Origin of the sequence: Erwinia psychrophila, from assembly GCF_039023475.1 — a bacterium.
GTDB lineage: Bacteria > Pseudomonadota > Gammaproteobacteria > Enterobacterales > Enterobacteriaceae > Erwinia.
In genome coordinates this window covers 204,339-220,236 of the sequence record NZ_JBCHVB010000005.1, presented here as the reverse complement: position 1 = coordinate 220,236, position 15,898 = coordinate 204,339, and the positions used below count along the sequence as shown (strand labels likewise).

Annotated in this window: 13 protein-coding genes; 12 read left to right on the top strand and 1 reads right to left on the bottom strand. The window is 55.7% G+C overall.

Annotated elements, in window-relative coordinates:
• Positions 1 to 17 precede the first annotated feature (17 nt).
• The 12 genes from rimP to AAH446_RS14035 all read left to right on the top strand — a co-directional run bounded on the left by rimP (position 18) and on the right by AAH446_RS14035 (position 14,787).
• Positions 18 to 470, top strand: coding sequence for a ribosome maturation factor RimP (rimP, locus tag AAH446_RS14085; protein WP_342907316.1), 453 nt, complete (start codon positions 18 to 20; stop codon positions 468 to 470).
• 24 nt (positions 471 to 494) lie between these two features.
• The gene (gene nusA / locus AAH446_RS14080) at positions 495 to 1,982 is read left to right on the top strand and encodes a transcription termination factor NusA (protein ID WP_342907315.1); all 1,488 of its coding nucleotides are present in this window, start codon (positions 495 to 497) and stop codon (positions 1,980 to 1,982) included.
• Between the two features lie 25 nt (positions 1,983 to 2,007).
• Positions 2,008 to 4,698, top strand: coding sequence for a translation initiation factor IF-2 (gene infB / locus AAH446_RS14075; protein WP_342907314.1), 2,691 nt, complete (start codon positions 2,008 to 2,010; stop codon positions 4,696 to 4,698).
• Positions 4,699 to 5,031: 333 nt separating this feature from the next.
• Positions 5,032 to 5,445, top strand: coding sequence for a 30S ribosome-binding factor RbfA (gene rbfA, locus AAH446_RS14070; RefSeq protein ID WP_342907397.1), 414 nt, complete (start codon positions 5,032 to 5,034; stop codon positions 5,443 to 5,445).
• The gene (truB, locus tag AAH446_RS14065) at positions 5,445 to 6,389 is read left to right on the top strand and encodes a tRNA pseudouridine(55) synthase TruB (RefSeq protein WP_342907313.1); all 945 of its coding nucleotides are present in this window, start codon (positions 5,445 to 5,447) and stop codon (positions 6,387 to 6,389) included. Before rbfA ends, truB begins: the two co-directional genes overlap by 1 nt.
• A 107-nt stretch (positions 6,390 to 6,496) precedes the next feature.
• Complete coding sequence (gene rpsO / locus AAH446_RS14060) at positions 6,497 to 6,766, top strand: 30S ribosomal protein S15 (protein WP_024966694.1); 270 nt, start codon at positions 6,497 to 6,499, stop codon at positions 6,764 to 6,766.
• A gap of 306 nt (positions 6,767 to 7,072) precedes the next feature.
• Positions 7,073 to 9,202: a polyribonucleotide nucleotidyltransferase gene (gene pnp / locus AAH446_RS14055; RefSeq protein ID WP_342907312.1), complete on the top strand. Its 2,130-nt coding sequence runs from the start codon at positions 7,073 to 7,075 to the stop codon at positions 9,200 to 9,202.
• 132 nt (positions 9,203 to 9,334) lie between these two features.
• Positions 9,335 to 10,219, top strand: a complete 885-nt coding sequence (nlpI, locus tag AAH446_RS14050) for a lipoprotein NlpI (protein ID WP_342907396.1) — start codon at positions 9,335 to 9,337, stop codon at positions 10,217 to 10,219.
• 104 nt (positions 10,220 to 10,323) lie between these two features.
• Positions 10,324 to 10,380: a protein YrbN gene (gene yrbN, locus AAH446_RS19780; protein ID WP_152540238.1), complete on the top strand. Its 57-nt coding sequence runs from the start codon at positions 10,324 to 10,326 to the stop codon at positions 10,378 to 10,380.
• Between the two features lie 16 nt (positions 10,381 to 10,396).
• Positions 10,397 to 12,322 (top strand): DEAD/DEAH family ATP-dependent RNA helicase, encoded by a 1,926-nt coding sequence (locus AAH446_RS14045; RefSeq protein WP_342907311.1) that lies wholly within the window; start codon positions 10,397 to 10,399, stop codon positions 12,320 to 12,322.
• Positions 12,323 to 12,476: 154 nt separating this feature from the next.
• A complete protein-coding gene (locus tag AAH446_RS14040; RefSeq protein WP_342907310.1) occupies positions 12,477 to 13,475 on the top strand; it encodes an ROK family transcriptional regulator in 999 nt (332 codons plus the stop codon).
• 154 nt (positions 13,476 to 13,629) lie between these two features.
• Positions 13,630 to 14,787, top strand: coding sequence for an MFS transporter (locus tag AAH446_RS14035; protein WP_342907309.1), 1,158 nt, complete (start codon positions 13,630 to 13,632; stop codon positions 14,785 to 14,787).
• Between the two features lie 62 nt (positions 14,788 to 14,849).
• Here AAH446_RS14035 and AAH446_RS14030 read toward each other — a convergent pair whose 3' ends face one another.
• Positions 14,850 to 15,857, bottom strand: a complete 1,008-nt coding sequence (locus AAH446_RS14030) for a luciferase-like monooxygenase (protein ID WP_342907308.1) — start codon at positions 15,855 to 15,857, stop codon at positions 14,850 to 14,852.
• Positions 15,858 to 15,898: the final 41 nt, after the last annotated feature.

Genomic DNA, 15,898 nt, shown 5'->3' with positions numbered 1-15,898 from the left:
ATGTCTTGGGGGTGGGATTGTCCACATTAGAGCAAAAATTAACAGAGCTGATTTCAGCACCGGTAGAAGCGTTAGGCTACGAACTGGTTGGTATTGAGTTTGTACGCGCTCGCACATCCACGTTGCGCATCTATATTGATAGTGAAGATGGCATCACTGTTGACGATTGCGCTGATGTCAGCCACCAGGTAAGCGCCGTATTCGACGTTGAAGATCCGATAACCGTCGCCTACCACCTTGAAGTCTCCTCACCAGGCCTTGAGCGCCCACTCTTCACCGCTGAGCACTACGCACGATTTACCGGCGAAGAAGTAAGCCTGGTGCTGCGTATGGCCGTACAGAACCGCCGCAAATGGCAGGGAATCATTAAATCTGTTGAAGGTGAAATGATCACTGTTACCGTTGAGGGTAACGACGAAGTGTTCGCGCTGAGCAATATCCAGAAGGCGAACCTGGTTCCCCACTTTTAAAAGTCCGGATTGAGGCATACCAGGATGAACAAAGAAATCTTAGCTGTAGTCGAGGCCGTATCGAACGAAAAATCTCTCCCACGTGAGAAGATTTTCGAAGCGCTGGAAAGCGCCCTGGCGACAGCAACCAAGAAAAAATATGAGCAGGAAATCGACGTCCGCGTCAGCATCGATCGTAAAAGCGGCGACTTTGACACTTTCCGCCGCTGGGTTATCGTTGATGAAGTGACGATGCCAACGCGTGAAATCACTCTTGATGCCGCGCGTTATGAAGATGAATCACTCAATCTGGGCGAATATGTTGAGGACCAGATTGAATCTGTGACCTTTGACCGTATCACCACGCAGACGGCCAAGCAGGTTATCGTGCAGAAAGTGCGCGAAGCTGAACGCGCCATGGTGGTCGATCAGTTCCGCGAGCAGGAAGGCGAAATCATCACCGGCGTGGTGAAGAAAGTAAACCGCGATAACATCTCTCTGGATCTGGGCAGTAACGCAGAGGCCGTCATCATTCGTGAAGACATGCTGCCGCGTGAAAACTTCCGTCCGGGCGACCGTATCCGCGGTGTGCTTTACGCTGTACGTCCTGAAGCACGCGGTGCTCAGCTGTTCGTCAGCCGTTCTAAACCGGAGATGCTGATTGAACTTTTCCGCATCGAAGTGCCGGAAATTGGCGAAGAAGTGATTGAAATTAAAGCAGCCGCGCGCGATCCAGGCTCCCGGGCCAAAATCGCCGTCAAAACCAACGACAAGCGTATCGATCCGGTCGGCGCCTGCGTAGGCATGCGCGGTGCACGCGTTCAGGCGGTATCCAGCGAGCTGGGTGGCGAGCGTATTGATATCGTACTGTGGGATGATAATCCTGCACAGTTTGTTATCAACGCAATGGCCCCGGCGGATGTCGCCTCTATCGTGGTGGATGAAGATAATCACACCATGGATATCGCCGTTGAAGCCGGAAATCTGGCTCAGGCGATTGGTCGTAATGGCCAAAACGTCCGTCTCGCTTCGCAGCTGAGTGGCTGGGAGCTGAACGTAATGACGGTCGACGATCTGCAAGCGAAGCATCAGGCTGAGGCCCATGCCGCCATCGACGTCTTTACCAAACATCTCGATATTGATGAAGACTTTGCCACCGTGCTGGTCGAAGAGGGCTTCTCTTCGCTGGAAGAACTGGCTTACGTCCCGATCAATGAGCTGTTGGAAATCGACGGTCTGGATGAAGAGACAGTAGAAGCGCTGCGCGATCGTGCGAAAAATGCGTTAACCACTCTGGCTCTTGCTAAAGAAGAGAGCCTTGGCGACAACCAGCCAGCAGAAGATTTGCTGGGCCTGGAAGGTCTTGATCGCGAACTGGCGTACAAGCTGGCAGCGAAAGGCGTATGCACGCTGGAAGATCTTGCCGAGCAGGGTGTTGACGATCTGTCAGATATTGATGGCCTGAACGATGAACAGGCTGGTGAGCTGATTATGGCTGCACGTAATATCTGCTGGTTCGGCGACGACGCGTAATAAACTGTAAGCAGGAAGGAACAGCATGACAGATGTAACCGTAAAATCGCTGGCCGCAGAGATTCAGACCCCGGTAGAACGCCTGGTACAGCAATTTGCTGATGCAGGGATCCGTAAGACTGAAACAGACTCTGTGACGCAGCAGGAAAAAGAGACGCTCCTTAACCATTTGAACCGTGATCACACCGGCGGTTCTGGTAAACTGACTCTGCAGCGCAAGACGCGCAGCACCTTGAATATCCCTGGCACCGGCGGTAAAAGTAAGTCGGTGCAAATTGAAGTCCGCAAAAAGCGCACCTATGTAAAAGGCGATCCTGCCGAAGCCGAGCAGGCTGAAGCAGAAGAGCAGGCACAGCGTGAAGCGGAAGAACTGGCTCGTCGTGAGGCTGAAGAACAAGCCAAGCGCGAAGCTCAAGAGAAAGCGAAGCGTGAAGCCGAGGAGCAGGCTAAACGTGAGGCAGCTGATAAAGCCAAACGTGAAGCAGCGGAAAAAGATAAAGTGAGCAATCAACATACCGACGATATGACCCGGGCTACCCAATCTGACAAAGCCCGTCGCGAAGCCGAAGCCGCAGAGCTGAAGCGTAAAGCTGAAGAAGAAGCGCGTCGCAAGATCGAAGAAGAAGCGAAGCGCGTAGCGGAAGAGGCCCGTAAAATGGCGGAAGAGAAGGGCTCCGAGTGGGCTGAAGCGGAGAAAGAAGTGGAAGATACTTCTGACTACCACGTCACCACATCTACCCACGCTCGTGCGGCAGAAGATGAGAACGACGCGCAGGTTGAAGGCGACCGCCGTACCCGCGCTGCCCGTCCGGCTAAACCGGCACAGCGTAAGAAAGGCAACAAGCACTCTGAAGCCAAAACTGACCGCGAGGAAGCGCGTGCGCAGTTCCGCGGCGGTAAAGGCGGCAAGCGTAAGCCAAGCACCCTTCAGCAGGGCTTTAACAAGCCGGCTCAGGCTGTTAACCGTGACGTGATCATCGGTGAAACCATCACCGTAGCGGAACTGGCTAACAAAATGGCGGTGAAAGGCTCTCAGGTCATCAAAGCGATGATGAAGCTGGGCGCAATGGCCACCATCAACCAGGTTATCGATCAGGAAACTGCCCAGCTGGTCGCGGAAGAAATGGGTCATAAAGTGACGCTGCGCCGTGAGAATGAGCTGGAAGAAGCGGTAATGAGCGATCGTGATACCGATGCTGCGATGGAGTCCCGTGCGCCGGTTGTTACCATCATGGGTCACGTTGACCACGGTAAAACCTCACTGCTGGACTACATTCGCTCCACGAAAGTCGCCTCAGGCGAAGCGGGCGGCATTACCCAGCACATTGGTGCATACCACGTTGAAACCGACAACGGTATGGTCACCTTCCTGGATACTCCGGGCCACGCCGCGTTTACCGCCATGCGTGCTCGTGGTGCTCAGGCAACGGATATCGTTATCCTGGTTGTGGCCGCCGACGATGGCGTCATGCCACAGACTATCGAAGCTATCCAGCATGCTAAAGCGGCGAAAGTGCCGGTTGTCGTTGCGGTGAACAAGGTCGATAAGCCAGAAGCCGATCCGGATCGCGTTAAAAACGAACTGACCCAGTACGGTATCGTGCCGGAAGAGTGGGGCGGCGAAAACATGTTCGTCAACGTATCGGCGAAAGCGGGTACCGGTATTGATGATCTGTTAAACGTGATCCTGCTGCAGGCGGAAGTCCTGGAGCTGACCGCTGTTCGTCAGGGTATGGCGAGCGGCGTGGTTATCGAATCCTTCCTGGATAAAGGTCGTGGTCCGGTTGCTACCGTTCTGGTGCGCGAAGGTACGCTGAATAAAGGCGATATCGTGCTCTGCGGCTTTGAGTATGGCCGCGTGCGCGCTATGCGTGATGAGCTGGGACGTGAAGTCACCGTAGCTGGCCCGTCTATCCCGGTTGAGATCCTTGGCCTGTCAGGTGTACCTGCTGCCGGTGATGAAGCGACCGTGGTACGTGACGAGAAGAAAGCGCGTGAAGTTGCGCTCTATCGTCAGGGCAAATTCCGCGAAGTTAAGCTGGCTCGTCAGCAGAAGTCCAAGCTGGAAAACATGTTTGCCAACATGACCGAAGGCGAAGTGTCCGAGCTGAACATCGTGCTGAAAGCTGACGTACAGGGTTCCGTCGAAGCGATCTCCGATTCCCTGCTGAAGCTGTCGACCGAAGAAGTGAAGGTCAAAATCGTTGGCTCCGGCGTGGGTGGTATCACCGAGACCGATGCCACGCTGGCTGCAGCCTCCAATGCGATTCTGGTTGGCTTCAACGTCCGTGCTGATGCGTCTGCCCGTCGCGTTATCGATTCAGAAAGTCTGGATCTGCGTTACTACTCCGTCATCTATAACCTGATTGACGAAGTGAAGCAGGCGATGAGCGGTATGCTGGCGCCTGAGTATAAGCACCAGATCACCGGCCTGGCCGAAGTGCGTGACGTGTTCAAATCACCGAAGTTTGGTGCTGTCGCGGGCTGTATGGTGACCGAAGGCAACATCAAGCGTCACAACCCAATCCGCGTACTGCGCGACAACGTGGTTATCTATGAAGGCGAGCTGGAATCTCTGCGTCGCTTCAAGGATGACGTCAACGAAGTCCGTAACGGCATGGAATGTGGTATCGGCGTGAAGAACTACAACGATGTTCGCGTTGGCGATATGATCGAAGTCTTCGAAATTATCGAAATTCAGCGCACCATCGCGTAATAGCTCGTTTAAACAGCGACGTATGTGGGAGGCCATCGTGCCTCCCGCAATCTGTATCCCCCCTTATGCGTGAAGGCTGCTGGCGCTCAAACTCTGTTATCGCAGGGCGCAGACCAGCAAGTTTGGCGACCCAAACGACCGGGGAGCATCGCAGTAGCAAGTTCTGGCTCAAACCCCTTCAGATGACGCGCTCAGAGTTCGTTTTCTGTCCTGTCTGGCCTGAACGCCGACGGCTATGCCCTGCACCTTCAGCCTTGATAATGAACTATGGTTACTTTGTCGGCCTCACTCTGATTAGTGGGGGGATACAGTCTCAATATGGAGAATATTAATATGCCGAAAGAATTTGGCCGTCCACAGCGCGTATCTCAGGAACTGCAAAAAGAGATCGCCATTATTTTACAGCGTGAGATCAAAGATCCCCGTCTGGGCATGATGGTAACTGTTTCAGGCGTAGAGCTCTCTCGCGACCTGGCCTATGCCAAAGTATTTGTTACCTTCCTGAATGACAAAGACGAAGACGCCATCAAAGGCGGTCTGCGCGCGCTGGGTGATTCCACGGGATACATTCGCTCACTGCTGGGTAAAGCAATGCGCCTGCGTATCGTGCCTGAACTGACCTTCTTCTACGACAACTCGCTGGTTGAGGGGATGCGCATGTCTAACCTGGTGACGAACGTGGTCAAAAACGACGCTGAGCGCCGTGGACCGGGCGAAGTGCAGGAAGAAGACAAGAAGGAAGACTGATGAGCCGTCCTCGTCGTCGCGGTCGCGACGTCCACGGTGTTCTGCTGCTGGACAAACCTCAGGGGCTTTCAAGCAATGATGCCCTGCAGAAAGTAAAGCGGTTGTTCACGGCAAACCGTGCCGGCCACACTGGCGCACTGGATCCGCTGGCGACAGGCATGCTGCCTATCTGCCTGGGCGAAGCCACCAAGTTTTCCCAGTATCTGCTGGACTCCGATAAACGCTACCGCGTGATTGCCCGACTGGGTCAGCGCACAGACACCTCTGATGCCGATGGTGCGGTAATCAGTGAGCGTCCGGTAACCTTTACGCAGGAAGAGCTGGATCGCGCGCTGGAAAGTTTCCGTGGGGAAACTCAGCAGGTGCCGTCCATGTACTCAGCGCTGAAGTATCAGGGCCGCAAGCTGTATGAATATGCCCGTGAAGGCATTGAAGTTCCGCGCGAAGCACGCAGCATTACCGTATACGACCTGCAGTTTATTCGCTGGGAAGGGGATGAGCTTGAGCTGGAAATCCACTGCTCAAAAGGCACTTATATCCGCACCATCACCGACGATCTTGGTGAGATGCTGGGCTGCGGCGCGCACGTGATTTTTCTGCGGCGCCTGCAGGTAGCCACCTATCCCATCACCAGTATGGTGACGCTGGAGCAGCTGGCCGCGCTGAGTGAAGAAGCGTACCGCACAGAGCGAACGCCTGCGGACCTGCTGGACCCTTTACTGATGCCGATGGACAGTCCGGCTGCGGCCTGGCCTGAGGTCAATCTGCCGGCCACCGTCTCCGCTTACTTTAAGCAGGGCATGCCGGTTCAGGCGACTAACGCGCCGGATTCCGGGCTGGTGAGGGTGACGGAAGGCGATGAACGCAAGTTTATCGGGATGGCGGAAATTGCAGAGGATGGTCGCGTCGCGCCACGGCGGCTGGTTGTAGAATATTCCGACTAGTCATTTGCGTAAGTTTGCGGCTAAGAGTAGAATGGCGCGGCTTTACATTGGGTTGCTGAATTAGAGATCGGCGCCTGTACATTTATCTTATAATTTGGAGTTGTAATATGTCTCTAAGTGTTGAAACTAAAGCGCAGATCGTTGCCGATTACGGTCGTGATGCTAACGACAGCGGTTCTACCGAAGTTCAGGTTGCTCTGCTGACTGCTCAGATTAACCACCTGCAGGGTCACTTCTCTGAGCACAAGAAAGATCACCACAGCCGTCGCGGTCTGCTGCGTATGGTTTCCCAGCGTCGTAAACTGCTGGATTACCTGAAGCGTAAAGACGTTGCGCGCTACACCAGCCTGATCGAGCGTCTGGGTCTGCGTCGCTAAGTCTCAGAATCGGCCACGCCATCGTTTCAGCGCAATCTGAACCGAAAAACGGCATAAAGGCAGATTCGTGCGAGTTTCGCTAAAAAGGGGCCTTTAGGGCCCCTTTTTTCAGGTGAGCCGCAGCATTTCCGACCAAACTATTGTATTGTTTACGAGTGTGATCTTCAGTTGCAGCGTTTCGCGCGGCTAATGAGAGGCTTTATTCCCGGGCGGGGATTAAAGATTGTCATTAGTCGCGAGGATGCAGATGAGGATTGAAAATTAACGGCAGAGTCAGTGCTCTGCCAGGACGTTAAGGACATAATTTTGCTGAATCCGATCGTAAGAAAATTCCAGTATGGTCAGCATACCGTCACCCTTGAGACCGGTATGATGGCTCGTCAGGCAACCGCAGCCGTAATGGTAAGCATGGACGACACCGCTGTGTTCGTGACCGTTGTCGGCAAGAAAAGCGCTAAGCCAGGCCAGGACTTTTTCCCGTTGACCGTTAACTATCAGGAGCGTACTTACGCTGCTGGTCGTATTCCGGGCAGCTTCTTCCGTCGTGAAGGCCGTCCGAGCGAAGGTGAAACGCTGACCTCGCGTCTGATTGACCGTCCTGTTCGCCCGCTGTTCCCTGAAGGTTTTGTTAACGAAGTCCAGGTCATCGCTACCGTGGTTTCCGTTAACCCGCAGGTCAACCCGGACATCGTCGCGATGATCGGTGCTTCCGCAGCGCTCAGCCTTTCCGGTATGCCTTTTAATGGCCCGATCGGTGCAGCCCGCGTTGGTTATATCAACGATCAGTATGTGCTGAACCCAACGAGCGATGAGCTGAAAGAGAGCAAGCTGGACCTGGTGGTTGCCGGTACCCAGGGCGCCGTGCTGATGGTTGAGTCTGAAGCTGAACTGCTGAGCGAAGATCAGATGCTGGGCGCTGTGGTATTTGGCCACGAGCAGCAGCAGATCGTTATCGATCAGATCAACTCCCTGGTTGCAGAAGCGGGCAAGCCTCGCTGGGACTGGCAGCCGGAAGCTGTAAACGAATCGTTACACTCCCGTATTGCTGCCCTGGCGGAATCCCGCCTGAGCGACGCTTACCGCATTACCGAAAAGCAGGAACGCTATACCCAGGTTGGCGACATCAAAGCGGAAGTTACCGCTACGCTGCTGGCTGAAGATGAGAGCCTGGACGAAGGTGAAATCAGCGATATCCTGCACGGTCTGGAAAAGGAAGTGGTCCGTAGCCGCATCCTGCGTGGCGAGCCCCGCATCGACGGACGTGAGAAAGACATGATCCGCGGCCTGGATGTGCGTACCGGCGTGCTGCCACGTACTCACGGCTCCGCGCTGTTCACCCGTGGTGAAACTCAGGCGCTGGTTACCGCTACGCTGGGTACCGCACGTGATGCGCAGAACCTGGATGAGTTGATGGGCGAACGTACCGACAACTTCCTGTTCCACTATAACTTCCCTCCTTACTCCGTTGGTGAAACGGGTATGGTTGGCTCGCCTAAGCGTCGTGAAATTGGTCACGGTCGTCTGGCGAAGCGCGGCGTGCTGGCCGTGATGCCGAAAGGCGATGCATTCCCGTACACCGTGCGCGTTGTCTCTGAAATCACCGAATCGAACGGCTCGTCTTCAATGGCGTCCGTGTGTGGTGCCTCTCTGGCGCTGATGGACGCGGGTGTGCCGATCAAGGCTGCCGTAGCGGGTATCGCGATGGGTCTGGTGAAAGACGGCGAAAACTTTGTGGTGCTGTCCGATATCCTGGGTGACGAAGATCATCTGGGCGACATGGACTTCAAAGTTGCCGGTAGCCGTGAAGGCATCACCGCGCTGCAGATGGACATTAAAATTGAAGGTATCACCCGTGAAATCATGCAGGTGGCGCTGAATCAGGCTAAAGGTGCGCGTCTGCATATCCTGGGCGTGATGGAACAGGCTATCAGCACCCCACGCGGCGATATCTCTCAGTTTGCGCCACGCATTCACACCATCAAGATCAGTCAGGACAAAATCAAAGACGTCATCGGTAAAGGCGGCTCTGTTATCCGTGCCCTGACCGAAGAGACCGGCACCACCATCGAAATCGAAGATGACGGTACCGTTAAAATTGCTGCAACCGACGGCGAGAAAGCGAAATTTGCTATTCGTCGTATCGAAGAGATCACCGCAGAAATCGAAGTGGGCCGTATCTACAACGGTAAAGTGACCCGCATCGTTGACTTCGGTGCCTTCGTGGCTATCGGCGGCGGTAAAGAAGGTCTGGTTCATATTTCTCAGATCGCTGACAAGCGCGTTGAGAAAGTGACTGATTACCTGCAGATGGGCCAGGAAGTCCCGGTGAAGGTTCTGGAAGTTGATCGTCAGGGCCGTGTGCGCCTGAGCATCAAAGAAGCGACCGAACAGGCAGAGCCTGAAGCGGCTGCGACGCCAGCGCCTGAAGCAGAGTAACGTCATACCAATAAGCTCCCCATGCCGCGTCTGGTATGGGGAGCTGTTTCATCGCGAGGGCAGGAAGACACCTTGTGCACGGCAGGCGGATGAATGGATGGTCATCCCATTGTTTGTATTCGGGAGTGGGAAATGAAGCCTTTTTTGCGCTGGTGTTTCGTTGCGACAGCTTTAACGCTGGCAGGATGCAGCAACTCTGATTGGCGTAAGAGTGAGGTTCTGGCCGTCCCGTTGCAGCCCACGTTGCAGCAGGAAGTCATTCTGGCGCGCATGGAACAAATACTTGCCAGTCGGGCCCTGAGCGATGATGAACGCGCACAGCTGTTATATGAGCGCGGAGTGTTGTATGATAGTTTAGGTTTGAGAGCACTGGCGCGAAATGATTTTTCACAAGCGCTGTCTGTCAGACCCGATATGCCTGAAGTATTCAATTACTTAGGCATTTATCTTACGCAGGCAGGCAATTTTGATGCTGCCTATGAAGCGTTCGATTCTGTACTTGAGCTTGATCCAACTTACAATTATGCGCGTTTAAACCGTGGTATCGCACTGTATTACGGCGGAAGGTTTAAACTGGCGCAAGATGATCTGCTGGCGTTTTATCAAGACGATCCTAACGATCCCTTCCGCAGTTTGTGGCTTTATCTCGATGAACGAGAAATTGACGCGGAAAAGGCCGTCGCGGCGCTACAACAGCGTTACGACAAAGCGGTCAGGGACCAATGGGGATGGAATATTGTCGAGTTCTACCTGGGGGATATCAGCGAAAGTAAGCTGATAGACAGCCTCAAGGCGGACGCAACGGATAACACCTCGCTCGCTGAACATCTCAGTGAAACCAACTTCTATTTAGGTAAACATTACCTAAGTCTGGGGGAGAAGGACGACGCAGAAGCGTTGTTCAAGCTGACGGTCGCCAACAACGTACATAACTTTGTTGAGCACCGATATGCATTGTTGGAGCTGGCGCTACTCGGCCAGACACAAGACGATCTATCAGAATCTGACCAGCAATAGCTGACGAACTTTTATTGCCCTTTTTTTCGAAATGTCATCATCTTAGCGGATGAGGGCTTTCTTGTTCGTCGAAACCACTAATTTGAGCCGGTTCACACTTTTTGATGAAAATGACTAAATGTTTTCACGACGAGTTATGTAGACTGGCCGCCGCAATCTAAGAGGCACGTGTACTACATGACTGATATTGAAACCACTTTTGCTGACCTGGGCCTGAGCGCCGATCTCCTCGAATCACTGAACGGTATGGGCTACGTGAAGCCTTCCCCAATCCAGCTGGAATGTATTCCACACCTGCTGGCGGGTCGTGATGTTCTGGGTATGGCTCAGACAGGAAGCGGAAAAACTGCAGCGTTCTCGCTGCCACTGCTGAATAACATTGATAGCTCCCTGAAAGCACCTCAGATCCTGGTGCTGGCACCAACCCGTGAGTTGGCGGTTCAGGTAGGCGAAGCTATAACCGAATTTGCTAAACATATGAAAGGCCTTAACGTGGTCGCCCTTTACGGTGGTCAGCGTTATGACGTACAGCTGCGCGCTCTGCGTCAGGGTCCACAAGTTGTTGTGGGTACCCCTGGCCGTCTGTTAGATCACCTGAAACGTGGCACGTTAGATCTTTCTAACCTGCGCGGCCTGGTGCTGGACGAAGCTGATGAAATGCTGCGTATGGGCTTCATCGAAGACGTTGAAACTATTATGGCGCAGATCCCGGCGAACCATCAGACCGCCCTGTTCTCCGCCACGATGCCAGAAGCAATTCGTCGCATCACCAAACGCTTTATGAAAGATCCGCAGGAAGTGCGTATCCAGTCAAGCATGACTACCCGTCCGGACATCAGCCAGAGCTACTGGACCGCTTACGGTCGTAAGACTGACGCGCTGGTTCGCTTCCTGGAAGCGGAAGACTTTGATGCAGCTATCATCTTCGTGCGTACCAAAAACGCAACGCTGGAAGTGGCTGAAGCGCTTGAGCGCAGCGGTTACAACAGCGCCGCGCTGAATGGTGACATGAATCAGGCTCTGCGTGAGCAGACGCTGGAGCGCCTGAAAGATGGTCGTCTGGATATCCTGATCGCCACCGACGTTGCGGCCCGTGGCCTGGACGTTGAACGCATCAGCCTGGTGGTTAACTTCGACATCCCTATGGATGCGGAGTCTTACGTTCACCGTATCGGCCGTACCGGTCGTGCTGGTCGTGCCGGCCGTGCTCTGCTGTTCGTTGAGAACCGCGAGCGTCGTCTGCTGCGTAACATTGAACGCACCATGAAGCTGACTATTCCAGAAGTCGAACTGCCTAATGCAGCCTTGCTGGGTGAGCGTCGTCTGGCCAAGTTCGCGGCTAAAGTACAGCAGCAGCTGGAAAGTAGCGATCTGGAACAGTATCGCGCACTGCTGAGCAAAATGCAGCCGGCAGAAGATGAGCTGGATATCGAAACGCTGGCCGCCGCTCTGCTGAAAATGGCTCAGGGTGAACGTCCTCTGATCGTTCCTGCTGATGCGCCACAGCGTCCGCGTCGTGAGTTTAAAGAGCGTGATGACCGTCGTGGCGATCGCCCGGACCGTGGTCCGCGTGAACCACGTAGCGAAGCGGCAGGCGATCGTCCGCGTCGTGAGCGTCGTGACGTTGGCGATATGGAAGTTTACCGCATTGAAGTGGGCCGTGATGATGGCGTTGAAGTGCGTCACATCGTTGGTGCGATTGCTAACGAAGGTGATATCAGCAGCCGTTACATCGGTAACATCAAGCTGTTTGGTACCCATTCCACTATCGAGCTGCCGAAAGGCATGCCGGGTGACATTCTGACGCATTTCACCCGCACGCGTATTCTGAACAAGCCGATGAATATGCAGCTGATTGGTGATGCCCAGCCGCGCAGCAACGATCGTGGTGCTGAGCGCCGTGGCGCAGGCGCCGGAGCCCCTCGTGGTGGTTTCAGCGAGCGTCGTGAAGCTGGCCGTGGCGATCGTCCTGAAGGCGCGCGTCGCTTCAGCAACGACCGTGGCGGCGAGCGCCGTAGCGGTGGTTTCAGCCGTGACGGTGGCAACCGTGGTCCACGTCGTGAAGACGGTGGCGCAGCGCCGACCCGTCGTCGCGATGCGTAACAGCTGACGGGCCACCACTGGCCTGTTCGCCTGATAAACCAGTCACCCCAGGGTGGCTGGTTTTTTTTTGCCTGAAGGATATGTCCGGTCAGTTCAGGCCGCCAGTGATGTTGTGGTAGATTAGCCCTGTTAACGAAAATGCCAGTGAGGCGATATGAATATTCCTGTCACCCGTACGACCCGGGAGATAAAAAAAAATAACGTCGTGCAGGTTATCGAAGCGCTGAAATCTCAGGGCGCGGTCACGAAGTCAGAGGTGGCAGCGGAAACCGGGCTGAGCGTGGCGACCTGTGGCACGGTACTTAATGAGCTGTGCCAGAGCGGTGAGGCGCTGATAGTGGCGCAGGCGGCCTCGAGCGGCGGGCGGCCAGCCCAGCGCTATGCCTGCAATCCGGATTTTTATTCCGTGCTCAGCCTGTATGCGGAAGGCAGCGACGCCTCCGCCACGCTGGTCTGGTCAGTAACGTCGGCCACCGGAGAGATGCTCGTGCAAGGGGAGCAGGATTTTATGCCGCTGACGCTGGAAAACTTCTACCAGCAGGCGGAAAGTCTGATCAAAGCCTGGCCTGGCATTAAGGTGCTGGGGGTCGGTCTGCCCGGCGTGGTGACGGACGGTGTGGTGCTCTCCTGCGATATCAGCCTCTTTGTCAACGTGCCGGTGGTGCAGGCGCTACAGCAGCGGTTTGGGCTGTACGTGCAGGTAGATAACGATATGAATTACACCGCCTGGGGCTTCTATCGCAGCAGCTGTGCGGACACCTCAGCGCCGGTCGCCTATATTCTCAAGCCGGACGTGCCCTGCACCGGCTGCGGTATTGTGATTAATGGTCAGGTGTTACAGGGAGCCAGCTTTTTTGCGGGCGAAGTTTCCTGTCTGCCCTGGCAAAACGGGGAGAATCTGTCGCTCACCGATGAGCTGGGCAAAATTCTGGCCTCGCTGGCCGCGATGATCAATCCCGTGACGGTCGCCCTTGCCGGGCCGCGCCTCCGTGAAGAGATGCTGCCGCTAATCCGCCAGCGCTGCGCTGACCATATTCCCGAAAGGCATATTCCCCACCTCGTCTTCCGTCATGCTGTCCGGCCTGACTACCTGCAGGGGATCGCGGAACTGAGCAGCCAGCGCTATATGCTGCACCGGCTTTTTGGCGGATGAACCGCTCTTTACCTTTTCCCTTGTGCCATATTTGTGCTGGAAAATTCCGCTAAGGATTTGACAGTTTTCAGGCGGCATGAATATAATTTCCACTTATTAAAAGTGTTTTAATAACGGGTCATTCACTCTGCATATTCACGGAAGGTAGCCAGCTATGTCTGTTGATAACGTAATGGTTATGGCTGGCAGCCATGACAAGCGCATCGCCACCCGGGCGATTTTCTTTATCACCGGTATGGCAATGGGGCTGTGGGCAGCGCTGGTGCCTTTTGCTCAGCAGCGTACAGGCTCGGCGGCCGGAGAGCTGGGCCTGCTGCTGCTCTGCCTTGGCGCGGGGTCGCTGCTGTCGATGCTGGGATCGGGACGCATCATCGGCCGGTTTGGCTGCCGGGCCGTTATCGTAGGTTCCGTTATTCTCTACAGCCTGATGCTACCGCTGCTGTCGATGCTGGATACGTTGCCGATGCTGGCGCTCAGCCTGTTTATCTTTGGCATGGGGATTGGGCTGACGGATGTGGCGGTCAACGTGCAGGGCTCGCTGGTTGAGCAGGCGGCCGGTAAGCCGCTGATGTCCGGCTTCCATTGCCTGTGGAGCGTCGGTGGGATCGCGGGCGCGGGCGGGGGAGCGCTGCTGTTCGGTCTGGGTGTGACGCCAGCGATGAGCACTTTTGTGGCTGTCAGCCTGATTGTCCTCGTGACGCTGTTCTCCTTCACTGCGCTACTTCCTTTTGGCAATCATGAAGAGCAGGGCGGAATAAAACCGAAGGCGCGTCCCAATTTCCGGCTGGTGCTGATGGCCGTGATGACCATGATCTGTTTTATGGCGGAAGGTGCGGTCATTGACTGGAGCGGCGTCTTTATGACGGAAGATCGTGGTCTGGCGCTGGAGCATGCGGGATGGAGCTTTGCCCTGTTTTCCCTGACCATGTCGCTGATGAGAATGACCGGCGATGCGGTGGTCAGCCGGCTGGGACGCCAGCGCGTCCTGATCTATGGCGGGCTTATCGCCATGGCAGGCTACCTGATCGTGGTACTGCTGCCGGGCTGGGAGTGGTCACTGATTGGTTTTGCGCTGGTAGGACTTGGCGCCGCGAATATTGCCCCGGTGCTGATCACGCTCGCCGGACAGGAAAAGGTGATGCCGGTCAATATGTCGGTGGCGCTGGTGGCAACGATGGGCTATCTGGGGATCCTGGGCGGCCCGGCGCTGCTGGGCTGGGTCGCGCATCTTTCCAGCCTGTATGTCGCCTTTACCCTGATGGGGCTGGCGTTCCTGATTATTATCAGCGGGGCGTTCAGGCTGCGTTATTAACCACAGGCTTTCCCGGAATCGCCAGCAGCAGGGCAGCGTTGCCGCCGCCGCTGGCGAACGGACTACAGCGACTGGTGAGCTTCCATCGCCAGCGCAAAGGAGCGCAGGCGCGCCTGCTGGTCAAAAATCTGACCATTCACCATGATCTCATCCGCCTGTGTTTCCCGAATCAGCGTCGCAAGGCCGCTGCGGACCGCCTCCTTATCACCCACGACAGACATGCTCAGCGCCTGCTGTACGCCGTACTGCTCGGACGGAGACCAGAGGTTATCCATGTTTTCGACCGGCTCAGGCAGCGGACCCGGCATGCCGCGACGCAGGTTAATGAACTGCTGCTGCATGGAGGTGAAGAGGAAGCGCGCATCTCGCTCGCTGTCGGCCGCCACGACGTTGACGCAGACCATCGCATGCGGTTTCTCCAGGCGCGCCGAGGGCTTGAAGTTCTCGCGGTAAAGATGCAGCGCTTGCAGCAGCATATCCGGCGCGAAGTGTGAGGCGAAGGCAAACGGCAGACCGAGCCGGGCCGAAAGCTGCGCGCTGTAGAGGCTGGAGCCGAGCAGCCAGACGGGAATTTTCAGCCCCAGGCCCGGCACGGGCTGCACCGCAGGCCGGTCATCTTCCGACGCGTCAAACCAGTTCAGCATCTCCTCGACGTCGGCCGGGAAGTTATCCATATGGCCGCCCATATGACGCCGCAGCGCCATCATAGTACGCTGATCGGAACCGGGTGCGCGGCCCAGGCCCAGATCGATACGTCCGGGATAGAGGGACTCAAGCGTGCCGAACTGTTCGGCAATCACCAGCGGCGCGTGGTTAGGCAGCATCACGCCGCCGGAACCCAGGCGCAGCGTCTGGGTATTCGCCGCAAGATAGCCAATCAGCACCGAGGTGGCCGCGCTGGCGATGCCGGTCATATTGTGGTGTTCCGCCAGCCAGTAGCGGTTATAGCCCAGTTTTTCAGACTGCTGCGCCAGCGCCAGTGAGGCGTGGAAAGCGTCGCGCGCGACGGCGCCCTGTGGGATGGGGGCCAGATCGAGAACTGACAGTGGAACCGTTTTATTATCAGACATACTCGCTCACTTATTTGAAGGGCGGAAGCTAACTTTCACTC

What these genes read in the sequence shown, in the direction of transcription:
- nusA (WP_342907315.1), top strand. Translation starts at nt 495, where the DNA reads ATGAACAAAGAAATCTTAGCTGTAGTCGAGGCCGTATCGAACGAAAAA.
- infB (WP_342907314.1), top strand. Translation starts at nt 2,008, where the DNA reads ATGACAGATGTAACCGTAAAATCGCTGGCCGCAGAGATTCAGACCCCG.
- rbfA (WP_342907397.1), top strand. Translation starts at nt 5,032, where the DNA reads ATGCCGAAAGAATTTGGCCGTCCACAGCGCGTATCTCAGGAACTGCAA.
- truB (WP_342907313.1), top strand. Translation starts at nt 5,445, where the DNA reads ATGAGCCGTCCTCGTCGTCGCGGTCGCGACGTCCACGGTGTTCTGCTG.
- rpsO (WP_024966694.1), top strand. Translation starts at nt 6,497, where the DNA reads ATGTCTCTAAGTGTTGAAACTAAAGCGCAGATCGTTGCCGATTACGGT.
- nlpI (WP_342907396.1), top strand. Translation starts at nt 9,335, where the DNA reads ATGAAGCCTTTTTTGCGCTGGTGTTTCGTTGCGACAGCTTTAACGCTG.
- AAH446_RS14045 (WP_342907311.1), top strand. Translation starts at nt 10,397, where the DNA reads ATGACTGATATTGAAACCACTTTTGCTGACCTGGGCCTGAGCGCCGAT.
- AAH446_RS14040 (WP_342907310.1), top strand. Translation starts at nt 12,477, where the DNA reads ATGAATATTCCTGTCACCCGTACGACCCGGGAGATAAAAAAAAATAAC.
- AAH446_RS14035 (WP_342907309.1), top strand. Translation starts at nt 13,630, where the DNA reads ATGTCTGTTGATAACGTAATGGTTATGGCTGGCAGCCATGACAAGCGC.
- AAH446_RS14030 (WP_342907308.1), bottom strand. Translation starts at nt 15,857, where the DNA reads ATGTCTGATAATAAAACGGTTCCACTGTCAGTTCTCGATCTGGCCCCC.